The organism is Bacteroides eggerthii, assembly GCF_025146565.1.
Classification (GTDB): Bacteria; Bacteroidota; Bacteroidia; order Bacteroidales; family Bacteroidaceae; genus Bacteroides; species Bacteroides eggerthii.
Genome location: NZ_CP102258.1, coordinates 940,094 through 958,424, shown reverse-complemented (window position 1 = coordinate 958,424; position 18,331 = coordinate 940,094). Strand labels below are relative to the sequence as shown.

General features: G+C 48.0%; 11 protein-coding genes and 1 pseudogene. All 12 read left to right on the top strand.

What is annotated here, in order from left to right:
• Positions 1-2: 2 nt before the first annotated feature.
• Complete coding sequence (locus NQ546_RS03935; protein WP_039953495.1) at positions 3-3,092, top strand: golvesin C-terminal-like domain-containing protein; 3,090 nt, start codon at positions 3-5, stop codon at positions 3,090-3,092.
• A 30-nt stretch (positions 3,093-3,122) separates the two neighbouring features.
• The gene (locus NQ546_RS03930; RefSeq protein ID WP_004292126.1) at positions 3,123-5,003 is read left to right on the top strand and encodes an outer membrane protein assembly factor BamB family protein; all 1,881 of its coding nucleotides are present in this window, start codon (positions 3,123-3,125) and stop codon (positions 5,001-5,003) included.
• A 32-nt stretch (positions 5,004-5,035) separates the two neighbouring features.
• Positions 5,036-6,496 carry a glycosyltransferase family 2 protein gene (locus NQ546_RS03925; RefSeq protein WP_004292125.1) on the top strand — a complete coding sequence of 487 codons (1,461 nt, stop codon included), beginning with the start codon at positions 5,036-5,038 and terminating at the stop codon, positions 6,494-6,496.
• Positions 6,497-6,505: 9 nt separating this feature from the next.
• On the top strand, positions 6,506-7,438 hold the full coding sequence (locus tag NQ546_RS03920; RefSeq protein ID WP_004292124.1) for a DUF4922 domain-containing protein: 933 nt from the start codon (positions 6,506-6,508) through the stop codon (positions 7,436-7,438).
• A 28-nt stretch (positions 7,439-7,466) separates the two neighbouring features.
• Positions 7,467-8,798 carry a SpoIID/LytB domain-containing protein gene (locus NQ546_RS03915; protein ID WP_004292123.1) on the top strand — a complete coding sequence of 444 codons (1,332 nt, stop codon included), beginning with the start codon at positions 7,467-7,469 and terminating at the stop codon, positions 8,796-8,798.
• A 27-nt stretch (positions 8,799-8,825) separates the two neighbouring features.
• A complete protein-coding gene (locus NQ546_RS03910; protein ID WP_004292122.1) occupies positions 8,826-10,148 on the top strand; it encodes an MFS transporter in 1,323 nt (440 codons plus the stop codon).
• A gap of 51 nt (positions 10,149-10,199) precedes the next feature.
• On the top strand, positions 10,200-11,441 hold the full coding sequence (locus tag NQ546_RS03905; protein WP_039953554.1) for an exo-beta-N-acetylmuramidase NamZ family protein: 1,242 nt from the start codon (positions 10,200-10,202) through the stop codon (positions 11,439-11,441).
• 145 nt (positions 11,442-11,586) lie between these two features.
• Positions 11,587-14,493, top strand: a complete 2,907-nt coding sequence (locus tag NQ546_RS03900; RefSeq protein WP_039953494.1) for an FAD-binding and (Fe-S)-binding domain-containing protein — start codon at positions 11,587-11,589, stop codon at positions 14,491-14,493.
• Between the two features lie 18 nt (positions 14,494-14,511).
• Positions 14,512-15,702: an acyltransferase family protein gene (locus NQ546_RS03895; RefSeq protein ID WP_004292119.1), complete on the top strand. Its 1,191-nt coding sequence runs from the start codon at positions 14,512-14,514 to the stop codon at positions 15,700-15,702.
• A 91-nt stretch (positions 15,703-15,793) separates the two neighbouring features.
• Positions 15,794-16,639, top strand: a complete 846-nt coding sequence (locus NQ546_RS03890) for an ATPase (protein WP_004292118.1) — start codon at positions 15,794-15,796, stop codon at positions 16,637-16,639.
• 52 nt (positions 16,640-16,691) lie between these two features.
• Positions 16,692-17,507 carry an N-acetylmuramic acid 6-phosphate etherase gene (gene murQ / locus NQ546_RS03885; protein ID WP_004292117.1) on the top strand — a complete coding sequence of 272 codons (816 nt, stop codon included), beginning with the start codon at positions 16,692-16,694 and terminating at the stop codon, positions 17,505-17,507.
• Positions 17,508-17,637: 130 nt separating this feature from the next.
• Positions 17,638-18,246: pseudogene (locus tag NQ546_RS03880) on the top strand (GDSL-type esterase/lipase family protein); the annotation flags it as partial.
• Positions 18,247-18,331 lie beyond the last annotated feature (85 nt).

Here is an 18,331-nt window from a genome sequence, read left to right as displayed (position 1 = left end):
TCATGAGTGTAAGACTTCACTTTTTATTCAGTATGCTTGTCGCCGTCCTTATCCCCCATACGGGCGGCGCGCAAGAACTCTCTCCAGAAATCCGCCAAGAAATAGGAAAATTTCTGGATGCTACCGCGCGAAAAGAGGTATCCATAGGACACATCACGATTGACTCCGTTGCCATAAAGGGTAACGCTCTGCAACTGTTTGCCAACATGAACTGTTCCTACATTCCTTTCCGGGAAAATAACGTGGCAGAGATTTATCAAGGAATCAGCGCCTTGTTACCGGCCGAACTTACAAAATACAGATTGCAGTTACATACCAATAAACACTGTATTGAAGAACTGATACCTCAGGCGCTTCGTTCAAAAAGAGATAAAAAAGCCCTGGTATTCAGCCAAGAAGTGAAAAAGCCTTTGGTGACCAAAGTATCCAGACCCTATACGCCCACTAACGGATTGCAGAATCGCCACATAGCCTTATGGCAAAGCCATGGTTTCTACTATGAGCCGAAACTAGACCGTTGGGAGTGGCAACGCGCCCGCTGTCTTCAGACTGTGGAGGACCTGTATACACAAAGTTTTGTTCTCCCCTACCTCGTCCCGATGCTGGAAAATGCCGGAGCCAATGTGCTGATTCCACGTGAGCGTGACTGCCAGACTGCCGAAATCATTATTGATAACGACGGTTGCCTCAATACACGCTCCATTTATACGGAAAAGGTAACCGACAAGCCTTGGATGCAAGGTGTCGGAAAAGGTTTTGCACATCTACGCCCGTTATACACCGATTTTGAGAATCCATTTAAAGAAGGAACATTCCGCACCATAGAGACTATTAAGAAAGGAAAAGAAAGCGTTGCCGAATGGATACCCGAAATTCCCCGGGACGGACAATACGCAGTCTATGTATCCTATCATACCGTCCCGAACAGCAGTGATGACGCCCTCTACACCGTCCACCATAAAGGCGGAGCATCCCGGTTCAAAGTCAACCAGCAGATGGGCGGTGGTACCTGGATTTATTTAGGCACTTTCGGTTTCGACGCAGGACAGGATAATGCATACAAAGTAACCTTGAGCAATCGTTCCGCCAAAGCCGGACAAACAGTGACAGCCGATGCGATCAAAATAGGCGGCGGCATGGGTAACATTGCCCGTCGCATTTCGGAAGAAGGTGCTACGGATAATCTGAAAAGCTCCGATAAAACCGCCAATTCATCGGATGAAACCAAACAGACTAAAACCACACATCAGTCACCCTATACAGCCATATATCAGGAAAGCGGCTATCCGCGTTTCTGCGAAGCCGCCCGTTATTGGATGCAATGGGCAGGCATCCCGGACAGTGTGTATTCGGAAAGTCAGGGTAAGAATGATTACACAGATGATTATAAAAGCCGCGCTATATGGGTGAATTATCTCGCCGGTGGTTCTGCTGCCAATCCCACAGAAAGAGGTCTGAACATTCCGGTAGATATGGCATTCGCCTTCCATTCGGATGCCGGAACCACACTCAACGACTCCATCATCGGAACACTCGGCATTTACCAAACTGACTCCTACAAGGGGGTGTTCGCCAACGGCGCGTCACGCTATCTCTCACATGATTTGACGGACCTGATTCAGTCCAATATCGTGCGCGATATCCGCACTCTTTACGAACCCCAATGGACACGCCGCGGAAAATGGGATCAATCGTATTACGAAGCGCGTGTACCCCAAGTGCCGACTATGCTGCTTGAGTTACTTTCCCACCAGAATTTCGCAGATATGCGATACGGGCTTGATCCGCGTTTTCGCTTTACGGTAAGCCGCGCCATCTACAAAGGAATGTTGCAGTTCCTCTGCTCACAATACCGCACGAACTATATCGTGCAGCCTTTACCGGTCGACCACATGGCCCTGCGTATGATAAGTGAAAATGAGATTGAACTAACCTGGCAAGCAGTAGCCGATCCATTGGAACCGACAGCCAATGCCGAAAAATACATTGTCTACACCCGTACCGGCAACGGCGACTTTGACAACGGCGTAGTAGTAGATAAAAACAGCTATCGCACCACGCTTCCGGCGGGTGTTGTATGCAGCTACAAAGTAACCGCCCTCAACAAAGGTGGTGAAAGTTTCCCCTCCGAAATACTTTCGGCAGGGCAGGCTTTCAACAGCAAAGGGACCGTATTGGTAGTGAATGGGTTTGACCGCATCAGTGCACCCGCTGATTTTGTCGCTGCCCCTCCGGCAGATACATTGCTTGCCGGCTTTCTGGATGAATTAGACCATGGAGTGCCCTACATCAAAGACATCAGTTATATAGGAAAAATGAAAGAGTACCGTCGCTCCATCCCCTGGATGGATGATGACGCGTCCGGTTTCGGTGACAGTTACAGTAATTATGAGACACAGGTCATCGCCGGAAACACGTTCGATTATCCGGCCCTGCATGGAACTGCCATACTGAAGGCAGGTTACTCCTTTGTGTCATGCAGCGACGAAGCTGTTGAAGATGGGCAAATAACCTTGAACGATTATAAATACACCGATCTTATCCTCGGCAAAGAATGTCAAACCAAGATAGGTAGAGGCGGAGTAAAACCTCTGGAGTTCAAAACATTCAGCAAACCGATGCAAGAATGTATTACGGCCTACTGCAACCAGGGCGGCAACATCTTCATATCTGGAGCATACGTAGGGACAGACCTATGGGATAACCGCCTTATTACTGCCAAAGAAGAAGATAAGAAATTTGCAATGGAAGTCCTGAAATATAAGTGGCGTGCGGGACAAGCAGCCATTATGGGCAAGGTGAAGTGCGTAACTTCCCCGTTCCCCTCCCTTACAGGAAACTATACCTATTACAATGAGCTGAACTCTGATTCTTACGTCGTAGAATCTCCCGATGCTATTGAACCTGCTACGGAAGGAGCATATACAATCATGCGTTACCCGGAAAATAACCTGAGCGCCGGCGTAGCCTATCAAGGCAGTTATAAGACTTGCGTATTAGGTTTTCCTTTCGAGTCACTGCGTACTACGGAAGAAAGAGAATATCTGATGAACGCCATTATGACGTTTTTCGACAGCAATACCAAAAAGTAAAAAGAAAAATTATAAAACCAATCATCATCTATGAACCGAAGACTATTCATCAGTGCCCTGCTTGTGTGCCTGCTGCCGTTTATGGCGCAGGCGCAACAAATAGCGTTCCGCTTCGCACAATTGACGGACATTCATCTAAGTCCAAGCAACCCCAACCCTACCGAAGACCTGTTGCGTTCTATCGCACAGATAAATGCCACAGACAGCATCGACTTTGTATTAGTAACAGGAGACATCACCGAGGAAGGCGATCGTGCCACTATGGAAAAAGTAAAATCATGCCTTGACCTGCTGAAAGTGAAATACTATGTGGCACTGGGCAACCATGAAACCAAATGGAGCGATTCCGGCTGTACCGCCTTCGGAGAAATCTTCGGTGGCGAACGGTTCGATTTCGAACACAAAGGATTCTTATTTTTAGGTTTTAACTCCGGGCCCCTGATGCGTATGGCATACGGGCATGTCGTTCCCCAGGATATCCGTTGGATGACGGAAAGAATGAATCAATACAACACCGGAGATCCTCAACAGAACAAGCCTGTAATACTTGTGACCCACTACCCAATGATAGAAGGCGATGTGGATAACTGGTATGAGGTGACAGATGCCGTACGTCCGTATAACATACGCCTATTCATCGGCGGACACTATCACCGTAACCGCGATTTGCGTTATGACGGTATTCCGGGAGTATTAATGCGCAGCAACCTGCGTGACAAGGATGGGAAACCGGGTTATGGCATCTACGAGATAACCAAGGACTCCATTCGCGTCTATACACAACGTATCGGAGAGCCGAAAAAACAATGGGCAGGTTTCTCCCTGACAGAATCGTATTACGAGCGCAATGGGAAAGCCGAAAAATATCCGGACTTCTCCGTAAACAAAGAATATCCGCAGGTGAAAGAACAATGGATAACAAAAACCGGAGTCGGCATTTATTGCTCGCCAGCTGTAGAAAAGGATAAAGTCTTCATCGGTGACGACATGGGATACCTGACCGCCTATGCTCTTAAAGACGGCAAGGCGCTATGGCGTTTCCAGTCCGGAAAAAGAATCGTCGGAACACCCGCTGTCAGCGAGGGGATTGTTGTTTTCGGTTCCGCAGACTGCAAAATATACGGTCTGAATGCTCAAAACGGAAACTTATTGTGGACAGTGGAAACCTCCGAACCCGTATTGGGGGCAGTAACCATAGACAACGGCACTGCCTATATAGGCGCCAGCGACCATACCTTTCGCGCCATCAACACCTGCAACGGAGAGATAAAGTGGACTTTTACAGGTGTAAAGGGTTACATTGAAACCAAACCTCTGGTGACGGACAGCAAAGTCATCTTCGGTGCATGGGACAACACTTTGTATGCGCTGAATAAGGCAGACGGCAGGGAGTTATGGAAATGGACAGGCGGACTGACCCGCATGCACTTTTCTCCGGCAGCCGTATGGCCGGTAGCCGCAGAGGGGAAAGTATTCATCACCGACCCGCAACGCGCCATGACTGCCATTGAGATAGAAACAGGCAATACCGTATGGCGCACCTTCCAGTCTATGGTACGCGAAACGATAGGATTGTCCGAAGATGGAGAACGCATTTACAGCAAAACGATGAACGACAGTATCGTCTGCTACTCCACCAAAGGCAGCCACCCGCATGAATTATGGGCATCCAATGTCGGATTCGGCTACGAGCACGCACCTTCCATGCAGGTCGAAAAAGATGGGATCGTATTTGGAAGCACAAAAGAAGGTCTTATCTTCGCATTGGAGGCTAAGACCGGAAAAGTATTGTGGAAACACAAAATAGGTAACTCCCTTATAAGCACCGTAGTGCCGCTAAGCGGTAACCGGATACTGTTCACCGCCACCGGAGGAGAGGCAGGGTTACTTAAATTCAAAATAAAAAAATAAGAACCAAAAATAAAAAATAACACCTTACAGATATGAAGAAGATTGATTGCTTTATTCCCTACGCAGGAAAAGAACAAGCTGAAAAGACAGTACAAGGATTACAGATTACCGGTCTCGTTGGAAATATCCACTTGGTAACAACAGACTCTACCCTTGAACCGCTGCCCGGTTGCGAACTTTTAGTTGTAGACATGCCTCATAGCAGCGCTACCATGAAAGCCATAGCACAAAAAGCGAATACGGAATATACATTGCTCTATACCAAAGAGACCACTCTTGAACTGGGAATGTTTGCACTGGAGCGCATGATGCACATCGCCGAAGATTCGGATGCGGGAATGGTATATGCCGACCATTATCAGATAGCCGGTGGCAAACAAACCAATGCCCCTGTCATAGACTACCAGTTCGGCTCGCTAAGGGATGATTTCAACTTCGGTTCAGTACTGCTCTTCAATACATCCAGACTAAAAGAGGCAGCCGGACGCATAACATCCGAGTATAACTTTGCCGGTCTCTACGACTTACGCCTGAAGTTGAGCCAAAATGCAGATCTTGTGCACATCAACGAATACCTGTACAGCGAGGTGGAAAATGATACGCGCAAAAGCGGCGAAAAGATTTTTGACTATGTCGATCCGAAGAACCGTAACCGTCAGATTGAAATGGAAGAAGCATGTACGGAACACCTGAAAGAAATAGGCGGTTATCTGGAACCGGAATTCAAGCAAATAGAATTTTCTGCCGGCAACTTCGAGTACGAGGCATCTGTCATCATCCCCGTACGCAACCGCATCCGCACCATTCGCGATGCTATCCGTTCCGTTCTAAGTCAGAAGACAGACTTCAAGTTCAACCTCATCATTATTGACAACCACTCCACAGACGGAACCACAGAAGCCATCGACGAGTTCAAAAACGATGAACGCCTCATCCATATAATCCCCGAACGCAACGATCTCGGTATCGGTGGTTGCTGGAACATGGGCGTACACCATCCCAAATGCGGAAAGTTTGCCATACAGTTGGACAGCGACGACGTATACGCCAATGAAAATACGTTGGCTATAATGGTACGCGCTTTCTACGAACAGAACTGTGCTATGGTAGTGGGTACCTACATGATGACGGACTTCAATATGAATATGATTGCACCGGGCATTATCGACCACAAGGAATGGACACCGCACAACGGGCGGAACAATGCCCTGCGCATCAACGGGCTAGGTGCACCGCGTGCATTCTATACTCCGGTGTTGCGTGAAGTTAAAGTGCCCAATACAAGCTATGGTGAAGACTATGCTTTGGGGTTGAACTTCTCCCGCCGATACCAGATAGGTCGTGTCTACGAAGTCGTTTACCTCTGCCGCCGCTGGGATGACAACTCAGACGCTTCATTGGATGTCGTTAAAATGAACGGACACAACTTGTATAAAGACCGCATCCGCACTTGGGAATTGCAGGCGCGTGTAGCAATGAACAAGAAAAACTAGAAATAATCTATGAACCAGACCATACACAATCTTCTGACCGAGCAACTTGTTTCCTGGGAAACGGCGCGTAACAACTACGCCGCCCTTTCCGGGGTACAGGTGAAAGAACTGAATGTAAACGGGATTCTCTACAAGGTTCAGTTCAATCCGGCACGTATCGTGTCTTCCGGAGCCAAAGTAGATGCCAAGTCCATAAAGGAGCGGAAATGCTTTCTCTGCCCCGCCAATTTGCCGGCAGAGCAAAAAGGTATTCCATTTGAAGGGCACTATAATATATTAGTCAATCCGTTTCCTATATTTCCCCGTCATTTGACGATACCGGAAACGGCGCATGTGAATCAACGCATATCCCCCCGTTTCGGCGATATGCTGGATCTGGCACAACAGTTGACTGATTATACAATCTTTTACAACGGCCCCAAATGCGGCGCTTCCGCTCCCGACCATGCACATTTCCAAGCTGGCAACAAAGGCTTCATGCCCATTGAGCAAAGCTGGCGAGAGCTGGTGGCAGGCAAAGTAGCGGATTACGGTCAAGCCACCCTTTGGCACCTGAACGACACCCCACGCACTACGCTTGTTATTGAGTCTGCCGACCGGAAAACTGCAATTAAATTGTTCGACATCGTCTATCACTCTTTGGACATACAACCTGGTGAGGACGAACCGATGATGAACGTTCTCGGAATGTACGAAACCGGCAAATGGATTGTTTTCATCTTTCCCCGCGCCAAACACCGTCCGGCCTGTTACACAGCCGAAGGAGACGCAAATCTGCTAAGCAGTCCTGCATCCGTTGATTTAGGCGGTGTATTCATCACTCCCGTCGAAAAAGATTTCATCAAAATAACGGCAGAGGACATCGCACAAATATTAGGTGAAGTATGCCTTTCGCCCACAGATTTCCAAAAGGTACGGCAACGTATCAAAGAACAAATATAACATCGTTATTCTTTATAAACAGACGAATATGAAAGAACCTAAAGTAGAAGTCGGTATATTATTCGAGCCGCAGATAGAGTTCATCCTACTGACCCCCTACCACACATCCGGTAAGGAAGTCTGTGGCAAACAAGTCGTCACCTATAACGAAGGAAGAATCCTTTGGAACGGCCGGCAATATGATGAATTGTTGTTTGAACCTCTGGAAGAAACTGCCGCCTTTGAATTGCTGGACGTGACTATCGGCATAAACTTCCACTGGGAGCGCAAAGAAGACCAACGCTTTTCTGGTTCTTTGAAAATTATTGTGGAAAACGGCAAATTAACAGGCATCAATGTCATCCATATCGAAGACTATCTGACGAGTGTCATTTCCAGCGAAATGAGTGCAACAGCTTCCTTAGAACTGCTGAAAGCACACGCTGTCATTTCACGCAGTTGGCTATTGGCGCAGATACGGAAGAACAAGGAAATCACAGAAGCACACACCGGTTATTCCGCTTTCACCCAAACCGACGAGGAATTAATCCGCTGGTACGACCGCGAAGACCATACCCATTTCGATGTATGTGCAGACGATCACTGCCAACGCTATCAGGGAATTACCCGCGCCTCTACCGACATAGTCAGGCAGGCGATAGCCGCTACCCGCGGACAGGTGCTTACTTCGGAAGGCAACATCTGCGACGCCCGTTTCTCCAAATGCTGCGGCGGTATCTTCGAAGAATTTCAATATTGCTGGGAAGACACCAGACGCCCTTACCTCGCCAAACAACGTGATTATTTGGCAAGAAGCGGAAAACTCGTTTCCAAGTTGCCCGACCTGACACAGGAAGCCGAAGCCGACCGCTGGATACGCACCTCTCCCGAATCATTTTGCAACACTACGGACAAGAAAATCCTGTCGCAGGTTCTCAACAATTACGACCAGGAAACCACAGATTTCTACCGCTGGAAAGTGGAATATACTCAGGACGAACTCTCCGCCCTCATCCTGAAACGTTCCGGAGTAGACTACGGGCGGATAATCGATCTTATTCCTGTGGCCCGCGGCACTTCCGGACGCCTTTGGAAGCTGAAAATCGTCGGGACCAAAAAGGCACGTACTATCGGCAAAGAGTTAGAGATCCGACGCACCCTGTCTCCTTCACACCTTTACAGTTCCGCCTTTGTCATAGACCGGGCAGAACTGTCGGCGGAAGGCATACCCGGACGTTTTATCCTCACAGGAGCCGGTTGGGGGCATGGCGTGGGCCTCTGCCAGATAGGCGCTGCCGTAATGGGAGAGCAGGGATATCAATATGACGCGATACTGCTGCACTACTATACCGGTGCCACTATTGACAAACTATATGACTAATCTAATAACCGAAAAACAACCAACAGAATGAATAATATCAAGAAAATATCCCCTTGGGCATGGGTGCCCACCCTGTACTTTGCACAAGGCATCCCTTATTTTATCGTGAATAACATCTCAGTACTGATGTTTGCCAAAATGGGTGTTCCCAACGGAGACATGGCGCTGTTTACCAGCTTGCTGTATCTACCCTGGACTATCAAACCCTTCTGGAGCCCGTTTGTGGACATCATCAAGACCAAAAGATGGTGGGTTGTTTCCATGCAGATACTGATGTCGATAGCCTTTATCTTGCTGACCCTGACCATTCCACGTCCGGACGAAGCGACCATGGCAGCCGGAACGACTCCTATCAGTATGTTCACCATTACCCTGATACTATTCATCATTACGGCATTTGCCTCCGCCACACACGACATTGCAGCGGACGGATTCTATATGCTGGCGTTAAAGTCGGGCGAACAGGCAGAATTCGTCGGTATCCGCAGTACGTTCTATCGTCTCGCGTCCATTTTCGGACAAGGAGTGCTCGTAGCCATTGCCGGCGCCATCGAATTGAAATACGACAATATCCCACTGTCATGGACCATCACGATGCTGGTTACAGCCGTCATGTTCAGTGCAGTAAGTTTCTATCACCTCTTTGCAATCCCAAAACCGGCTTCCGACAAATCGGTACTGGCACCGGGAACAGCCAGTGCAAAGGCCATCTTCAAAGAATTCGGCCGTACATTCGCCACTTATTTCACCAAACCGGGCGTGTTGCTTGCCATCGTATTCATGCTGCTCTACCGTCTGCCCGAGGCATTCCTCATCAAGATGTGCATGCCTTTCCTTGTTGCCGCCAAAGGAGCGGGAGGCTTAGGGCTATCTACGGCAGAAGTAGGCATCGTATATGGCACTATCGGAGTAATTTTTCTCACTCTGGGCGGCATCCTTGGAGGACTGTTCGCATCGCGCATAGGATTAAAGAAGTCCATTTGGTGGATGGCGGCATGTATGACGCTCCCCTGCCTGACTTTCGTTTACCTGGCTGTTTGCCAGCCCGAAAACCTGTTTGCCATATCAACGGCTATTGCTATCGAACAATTCGGCTACGGATTCGGATTCACAGCCTACATGCTCTATATGATGTACTTCTCCGAAGGTGAGTTCAAGACATCCCATTATGCCATCTGCACCGCATTCATGGCATTGAGTATGATGATTCCGGGTATGTTTGCAGGGTATATTCAGGAAGCAATCGGCTACATCAACTTCTTCTGGATGGTGATAATCTGCTGTGTCGCCACCGTAATAGTCACAATTTTTGCAGACAGAAGGATTGATCCGGAATACGGAAAAAAATGATTATGAAGAGTGACGGATACAAACAACATAACTAATTCAGAATACATGCTTATGAAAAGAACAATTATAGCCTGCTTGCTCTGCCTCCTTTGCGGCAGTATGGCACAAGCACAGAAGATAAGAATCAAAACCGGCATTGAGGTGCTGAAAGAACAGAACTTCAAGTGCCTGGAGGGGAAACGCGTAGGTTTGATTACCAATCCTACCGGAGTAGACAACAAGTTAAAGTCCACCATAGACATTCTGCATGAAGCACCGAACGTGAACCTCGTAGCCCTTTACGGTCCGGAACATGGCGTGCGCGGCGATGTACATGCAGGCGACCATGTGACCGACATAAAAGACCCCTCCACCGGGCTGCCCGTTTATTCCCTCTACGGCAAGACACGCAAAGCGACCCCGGAAATGCTGAAAGACATCGATGTACTGGTATATGACATACAGGACATCGGTTGCCGTTCGTTCACATATATCAGCACTATGGGACTTGCCATGGAAGCTGCCGCCGAAAACGGAAAAGAATTTATTGTACTGGACCGCCCCAACCCCGTAGGCGGGTTGAAGATTGAAGGCAATCTGACAGAAGATGACTGCATTTCGTTTGTCAGCCAATTCAAAATTCCGTATCTTTACGGGCTCACTTGCGGTGAGTTGGCTTTACTGCTGAATGGAGAGAAGATGCTGAAAGACGGAAAGCAATGCAAACTGCAGGTTGTAAAAATGAAAGGCTGGAAGCGCAAAATGGACTACACACAGACCGGCTTGCAATGGGTTCCTTCATCCCCGCACATCCCACATCCACATTCCGCATTTTTCTATCCTGTCAGCGGAATTTTAGGCGAGTTAGGCTACATGTCTATCGGAGTAGGTTATACGATTCCGTTCCAGATGTTTGCCGCTACATGGGTGGAAGCGGAGAAACTTGCCAAAAGCCTGAACAGCCTGGGCGTACCGGGTGTTATCTTCCGGCCTATGTATCTGAAACCGTTCTACTCCGTAGGCAAAGGCGAACTGTTGCAAGGTGTGCAGGTGCACATCATGGACTTTGGCAAAGCTCCACTCAGTGAAATACAGTTTCTCGTCATGGAGGAAGTAGCCGCCCTCTATCCCGAACGTGCCGTCTTCGACCATGCAGACAAAGGCCGGTTTGCCATGTTCGATAAAGTAAGCGGTTCCAAACAGATACGCGAACGGTTCAGCAAGCGCAACCGGTGGGAGGATATCCGGGAGTATTGGTATAAGGATGTCGAAGACTTCCGCAAACTATCGAAACCATATTATTTATACAAATAGTTTGACAAGCAAAACTGAATACAAGTTGATATGATCCTAAATGCATTTCAGTCGTATACTGAATCCTTCACTCCGCAAATGCGCTTCACAGCACATCCCGACGAGAGTATACGGAAACATGCATGACAGTAACAAATTATACGTTATGAAACAGAGTAACTACATGGCTTTCCTGCAGGAAGCGAAACAGTTCATCCCGCAAGAAAGGATCTACACCGATGAACTCCGCCGACTGGCATGGGGAACGGACGCAGGTTTTTACCGCCTCATCCCGCAAATCGTAATCCGCTCGGAGGGAGAAGAAGAGATTTCCCGATTACTGAAACTAGCCGGTCACCACCACCTGCCCGTAACTTTCCGAGCGGCAGGAACCAGCCTTTCCGGACAAGCCATCAGTGACTCCATACTCATCGTAGCCGGCAAACACTGGGAACAATACAGCCTTTCCGCCGACCATGAGGAAATTACCCTGCAACCCGGCATCATCGGTCAACGGGTCAATGAGCTGTTAGCCCCTTTCGGGAGGAAGTTCGCTCCGGACCCAGCTTCCGTCAAAAGCGCCATGGTGGGCGGTATCGTCATGAACAACGCTTCCGGCATGAACTGCGGCACACACGCCAACAGTGACAAGGTGCTTCTTTCCGCCCGTATTGTTTTGGCAGACGGAACGGTGCTTGACACCGGAGATGCCGTCAGCCGCGCCGCATTCGAAGTGACACACCGCGATTTCTTGCGCCGGATTTGTACGCTTCGCGATGAAGTACGCGCCGATGAGAAACTATCCGAGCGTATTCATTACAAATATTCCATCAAGAACGTAACAGGACTGAACCTCCTTCCTTTCATCCGCTTTGACGATCCGTTCGATATCATAGCTCACCTTATGGTTGGTTCGGAAGGAACATTGGCATTCCTTTCGCAGGTCACCATGAAAACAGAGTACGACTATCCCTGCAAGGCAAGCGCCATGCTCTACTTCAAGACTATAAAAGACGCTTGTCGTGCCGTAGTGGCCATGAAGAAGCTGACGGACAACAACGGCGGGTGGATTGTAAAAGGAGCAGAACTACTGGATTGGAAGTCCCTGGCATCGGTCAGCGACCCCATATTCCTGAAATACAGAGGAGAAATATGTTCATCTCCCCTGCCCGGCATAGAACCGGGAGACGAAACCGGACTGACTGCCGTACTGACCGAAACCAAAGCCCGCACAGACGAAGAACTGAAACGGAATATCGGTGCAATAGAACATTGTCTCTCTCACTTCCGAACCTATACGCCTATACGCTTCACAGACAAACCCGAGGAATATTCACAATACTGGGCTATCCGTTCCGGTATCTTCCCTTCCGTAGGCGGAACGCGAAAACCGGGAACAACCTGTCTCATCGAAGATGTGGCTTTCCACATCGAAGATTTGCCCGAGGCAACCGCCGAGTTACAGCAACTCATCGCCCGGCATGGTTACGAAGACGCCTGTATATATGGACATGCGTTGGAAGGTAACTATCACTTCATCCTCAACCAGTCCTTTGGCAGTGACGCCGAAGTAAAGCGTTACGAGGAGCTGATGAACGATGTCAAAACATTGGTGGTGGACAAATACGATGGTTCTCTGAAGGCGGAACATGGTACAGGACGCAACATGGCTCCCTTTGTTCGTTACGAATGGGGAGACTCCGCCTACGAAGTAATGAAAGCCGTTAAAAAGCTATTTGACCCACAGGGCTTGTTGAATCCGGGCGTTATCTTCAATGATGACCCGAAATGCCATATAAAGAACTTCAAACCGCTTCCTCTCATACCCTTAGATGCGAAAAGCCCTGCTGCCAAAGTGAACCGCTGCATTGAATGTGGCTTTTGTGAAGTGAACTGCCTTTCCTGCGGTTTCACCCTTTCCTCGCGACAACGCATCGTACTGCAAAGAGAGATTGCCCGTCTCCGGCAGAATGGCGATGCTCCTGAACGTCTGGCCTTGTTGGAAAAGCAATATCTCTACCCCGGAAACCGGACTTGTGCCGGAGACGGACTGTGCTCCATGTCTTGCCCTATGGGAATCAATACAGGTGACCTTACGCACATCATCCGCCAGGAAGAATTACCGCAAGGCAGTTTAGGCTATAAAGCCGGAAATTTTGCCGCCAACCATTTTGCAGGTATCAAAAGCGCACTGCGACCTATATTAGGACTGGCAGACCTCGGCCATTCCATTTTGGGAACAAAAGCGATGAGCAGTATCACCAAAGGCATGCACAATGCCCTCGGCATCCCCCTATGGACTCCGGCAATGCCAAAGCCCTACAAATTCAAACCTAAAGAATTAAAAGCCGGAAATAAAGTAGTCTACTTCCCCAGTTGCATCAACCAAACGATGGGGCTGCCCAAGAAATCTCCTATGGAACAGCCGCTGGTCAACAAAATGATCGCCCTGCTCCAAAAAGGCGGTTACGAAGTCATCTTCCCTAAAAACATGGAAAAGCTCTGTTGCGGCACAATCTGGGAGAGCAAAGGCATGCTCGACATAGCCAACCGCAAAACAACCGAACTGGAAGCAGCGCTTTGGGAAGCCAGCGAAGAAGGGAAATACCCTGTCCTGTGCGACCAAAGCCCATGTCTGCACCGCATGCGCAGCACCATTCAAAAAATGAAACTTTATGAACCGGCAGAGTTCATATACACATTCCTGCGCGACAAGCTGTCATTCACTCCCATTGACCGACCCATAGCAGTCCACATAACCTGCTCCATGCGTAAAATGGGACTGGCCGATACAATCATAGCCCTGGCACAGCTCTGCTCCACAAAGGTCATCGTGCCGGAAGAGGTAGGTTGCTGCGGCTTTGCCGGCGACCGAGGCTTCACGTATCCCGAACTGAATACCTACGCCCTACGTAAGCTCCGTCCACAGATAGAGGCTGCCGGCATCGGCATCGGTTACTCCAACAGCCGCACCTGTGAAATCGGACTGACAACCAACTCCGGTATCCCATATGTGTCCATTGCCTACCTCGTAGATCAATGCACACAACCTTTGACAACAACCCAAGACTAACTTAACACACCTGAAATTATGAGTAATGCAGTAAAAACAAACAAACGTATTCTTGCCCTTGACATCCTCCGGGGAGTCACCATTGCGGGAATGATCATGGTCAACAATCCGGGCACATGGGCACATATTTACGCCCCCTTGCGCCATGCGGAATGGAACGGCCTTACCCCCACCGACCTTGTGTTCCCTTTCTTTATGTTCATCATGGGGATTTCCACGTACATTTCTTTGAAGAAATATAATTTTGAATTCAGTCATGCCGCCGGCATAAAAATCTTAAAACGCACCATACTTATCTTCCTCATAGGTATGGCTATCGGCTGGTTCTCGAAGTTCTGTTATTATTGGACCTCTCCCACCGAAGGCATCAGTTTCGGCACGCAACTATGGGAATCCGTATGGACGTTCGACCGTATCCGTATTCTGGGTGTCATGCAACGTCTGGCTCTCTGCTATGGCGCTACCGCTATCATTGCCCTGACCATGAAGCACAAGAACATCCCGTATCTTATCGCCACTCTTCTGACAGGATATTTCATCCTATTGCTATGTGGCAATGGATTTGCCTATAACGATACGAACATACTTTCTATCGTAGACCGCACTATCCTGACCCCAGCACACATGTACAAGGACAACGGCATCGATCCGGAAGGCCTCTTAAGTACCATTCCCGCCATAGCCCATGTACTGCTGGGCTTCTGTGTGGGACGCATGATGCTCGAAGGGGGCAAAGCCAATGAAGATCGTGAAAGCATGCTCAACTCACATCTCATCAAATTGCTTTTAGTAGGCACTATCCTTACATTCTCCGGTTTCTTGTTGAGTTACGGATGCCCAATCAACAAAAAGATTTGGTCGCCTACCTTCGTTCTCACAACATGCGGGTTGGCTTCCAGCTTCCTGGCACTGCTCATCTGGATTATCGATGTAAAAGGCTATAAGAAATGGAGCCTGTTCTTCGAATCATTCGGCGTCAACCCCCTGTTCATGTATGTATTGGGAGGCGTGCTTAGTATTCTCTTCGGCAGCATCTGCTTCCCATGGGGAGAAAGCAGCATCAGTATACACACATTCCTATATAAGATATTGCTGATGCCGATATTCGGTGAAACCGGCGGTTCACTGGCCTATGCGCTGTTGTTCGTCGGCATAAACTGGTGCATCGGCTACCAGCTCTACAAACGGAAGATTTATATAAAAATATAACAATTGGTGATGTGTGATCAGCAATTGGCTATCAGCCACTAACCACCCATCATTAATCATCAATCACTAATAACCAAACAACTATAAAGATATGATTCTAATAGCAGACAGTGGCTCTACAAAAACCGATTGGTGTGTTGTAGAAAACGGACAACCCATCCAACAGATATCCACGAAAGGAATTAACCCTTTCTTTCAGTCGGAAGAGGAAATCAGCAATGAGATCGCAACATCATTGTTGCCTCAGTTAAAAACAAATGCATTGGATGCCGTATATTTCTATGGTGCAGGATGCGGATTTCCCGATAAAATAGCTATGGTCCACCGCGCCATTACCAAGCATCTCCAAATAAAGAGAGAGGTAGAAGTCAATACAGATATGCTTGCTGTTGCTCATGGACTCTGCCAACACGAGGCCGGCATTGCCTGTATTATGGGTACAGGCTCCAATTCTTGCTATTATGATGGAAAGCAGATTGTTTCCAATGTGTCCCCGTTGGGATTCATACTTGGAGACGAAGGCAGCGGTGCCGTACTGGGCAAGTTATTGGTAGGTGATATACTGAAAAACCAGATGACTCCCGAATTGAAGGAGAAATTTCTCAAACAGTTCGGCCTGACACCTGCCGACATTATAGACCGCGTTTATCGCAAACCATTTCCTAACCGTTTTCTTGCGAGCCTTTCGCCTTTCCTCGCACAGAACATAGATGAACCTTGCATACATGCGTTGGTACTGGGAAGTTTCAAATCATTCCTCAAACGCAATGTCATGCAATATGAGAACTTCCGTAATAGCAAAGTACACTTTATCGGTTCGGTAGCTTTCTATTATAAAACAATATTAGCAGAAGCTGCACAGGAAATGAATATCCAGTTGGGCACTATCATTAAGAGTCCAATGGAAGGACTGATTAAATATCATAGCGGAAAGTAACCTATAAGGTGATAAAATAGTAAACAACAACCCCCATAAAGTAAATAGACCTATGTTTATAAAAATTTCAGAGCAACCCTCGCTCTACAACGACCTGGAAAAAAAGTCCGTCCATGAAATACTGGTAGACATCAACAGAGAAGATCAAAAAGTGGCGCTTGCCATACAAAAAACAATACCTCAAATAGAGAAGTTAGTGACGCAGATAGTTCCCCGCATGAAACAGGGCGGACGTATTTTCTACATGGGTGCCGGTACAAGCGGACGCCTTGGCGTGCTCGACGCTTCCGAAATTCCACCGACATTCGGCATGCCGCCAACATTGGTTATCGGCCTGATAGCCGGTGGTGACACAGCCCTACGCAACCCGGTGGAGAATGCGGAAGATGACATGCAACGTGGTTGGGAGGAACTCGTAGAACGCAATATTACGGATAAAGATACGGTCATCGGCATAGCTGCATCCGGTACTACCCCCTACGTAATCGGCGCACTGCATGAAGCACGCGAACATGGGATTCTGACAGCCTGCATCACCAGTAACCCCGACTCTCCAATGGCAGCGGAATCAGACGTAGCCATTGAAATGATTGTAGGCCCGGAATATGTTACGGGAAGCTCCCGAATGAAATCGGGTACAGGGCAGAAGATGATTCTCAATATGATTACCACTTCCGTAATGATACAATTGGGGCGTGTAAAAGGTAACAAAATGGTAAACATGCAACTTAGCAACAAGAAACTGGTAGATCGCGGAACACGTATGTTGGTCGAAGAATTAGGACTTGATTATGGAAAAGCCAAAGCTCTCTTACTCATGCATGGCTCTGTGAAAAAAGCCGCAGATGCTTATCGAATTAAGGAGTGACGATCTATAATCTTTTACCTCTAATCCTGCTACCATTATGAGAACATATCTAAGTTTTCTTTTCCTTTTCTGCGGACTACAAATAACCATTGCGCAACCATTGCAACATGTAGTCCCCGAACAAGCGCACCCTACTCTGCGTATATATACAGAACATTACTACAAACGGTTCATTCAGTTCATGGACGAAGCTCCTATCAGCAACAAGGACATCGTAATGTTAGGTAACAGCCTGACAGAAAACGGTGGTAATTGGGCTGCCCGCCTCGGTAACAAGCATGTACGCAACCGCGGCATCATCGGCGATGAAGTGATGGGTGTATACGACCGTCTCCACCAAATATTGCCGGGACATCCTGCCAAATTATTCCTCCTTATCGGTGTGAACGACATCTCCCATGGCCTGACAAGTGACAGTATTGTCAGCATGATTCGCACAACGGTAGAACGCATTCGGAAGGAATCTCCCGACACCAGACTCTACCTGCAAAGCCTGCTTCCCATCAACGAGAGTTTCGGCCGCTATAAAAGGCTGACGGGAAAAACAAGTATGATACCCGAAATCAATAAACAGTTAGAAGCTCTTGCCAAAGAAAAAGGCCTGACATACATCAATCTCTTTCCTCTGTTCACAGAAAAAGGAAGCAATGTGTTACGAGCAGATCTGACAACCGACGGACTGCATCTAAAGGAAGAAGGCTATAAAATCTGGGTAAAAGCCATTAAGAAGAAGATATAACAAAAGGCATCTGATAAGTCCCTGATTATAAACAGAAAAGGTGATAAAGTTTGCTCTTTATCACCTTTCTCATTCATATCAATTC

Excerpts from the sequence above, each read along its gene's own strand:
- NQ546_RS03935 (WP_039953495.1), top strand. The coding sequence starts at position 3 with ATGAGTGTAAGACTTCACTTTTTATTCAGTATGCTTGTCGCCGTCCTT.
- NQ546_RS03930 (WP_004292126.1), top strand. The coding sequence starts at position 3,123 with ATGAACCGAAGACTATTCATCAGTGCCCTGCTTGTGTGCCTGCTGCCG.
- NQ546_RS03925 (WP_004292125.1), top strand. The coding sequence starts at position 5,036 with ATGAAGAAGATTGATTGCTTTATTCCCTACGCAGGAAAAGAACAAGCT.
- NQ546_RS03920 (WP_004292124.1), top strand. The coding sequence starts at position 6,506 with ATGAACCAGACCATACACAATCTTCTGACCGAGCAACTTGTTTCCTGG.
- NQ546_RS03915 (WP_004292123.1), top strand. The coding sequence starts at position 7,467 with ATGAAAGAACCTAAAGTAGAAGTCGGTATATTATTCGAGCCGCAGATA.
- NQ546_RS03910 (WP_004292122.1), top strand. The coding sequence starts at position 8,826 with ATGAATAATATCAAGAAAATATCCCCTTGGGCATGGGTGCCCACCCTG.
- NQ546_RS03905 (WP_039953554.1), top strand. The coding sequence starts at position 10,200 with ATGAAAAGAACAATTATAGCCTGCTTGCTCTGCCTCCTTTGCGGCAGT.
- NQ546_RS03900 (WP_039953494.1), top strand. The coding sequence starts at position 11,587 with ATGAAACAGAGTAACTACATGGCTTTCCTGCAGGAAGCGAAACAGTTC.
- NQ546_RS03895 (WP_004292119.1), top strand. The coding sequence starts at position 14,512 with ATGAGTAATGCAGTAAAAACAAACAAACGTATTCTTGCCCTTGACATC.
- NQ546_RS03890 (WP_004292118.1), top strand. The coding sequence starts at position 15,794 with ATGATTCTAATAGCAGACAGTGGCTCTACAAAAACCGATTGGTGTGTT.
- murQ (WP_004292117.1), top strand. The coding sequence starts at position 16,692 with ATGTTTATAAAAATTTCAGAGCAACCCTCGCTCTACAACGACCTGGAA.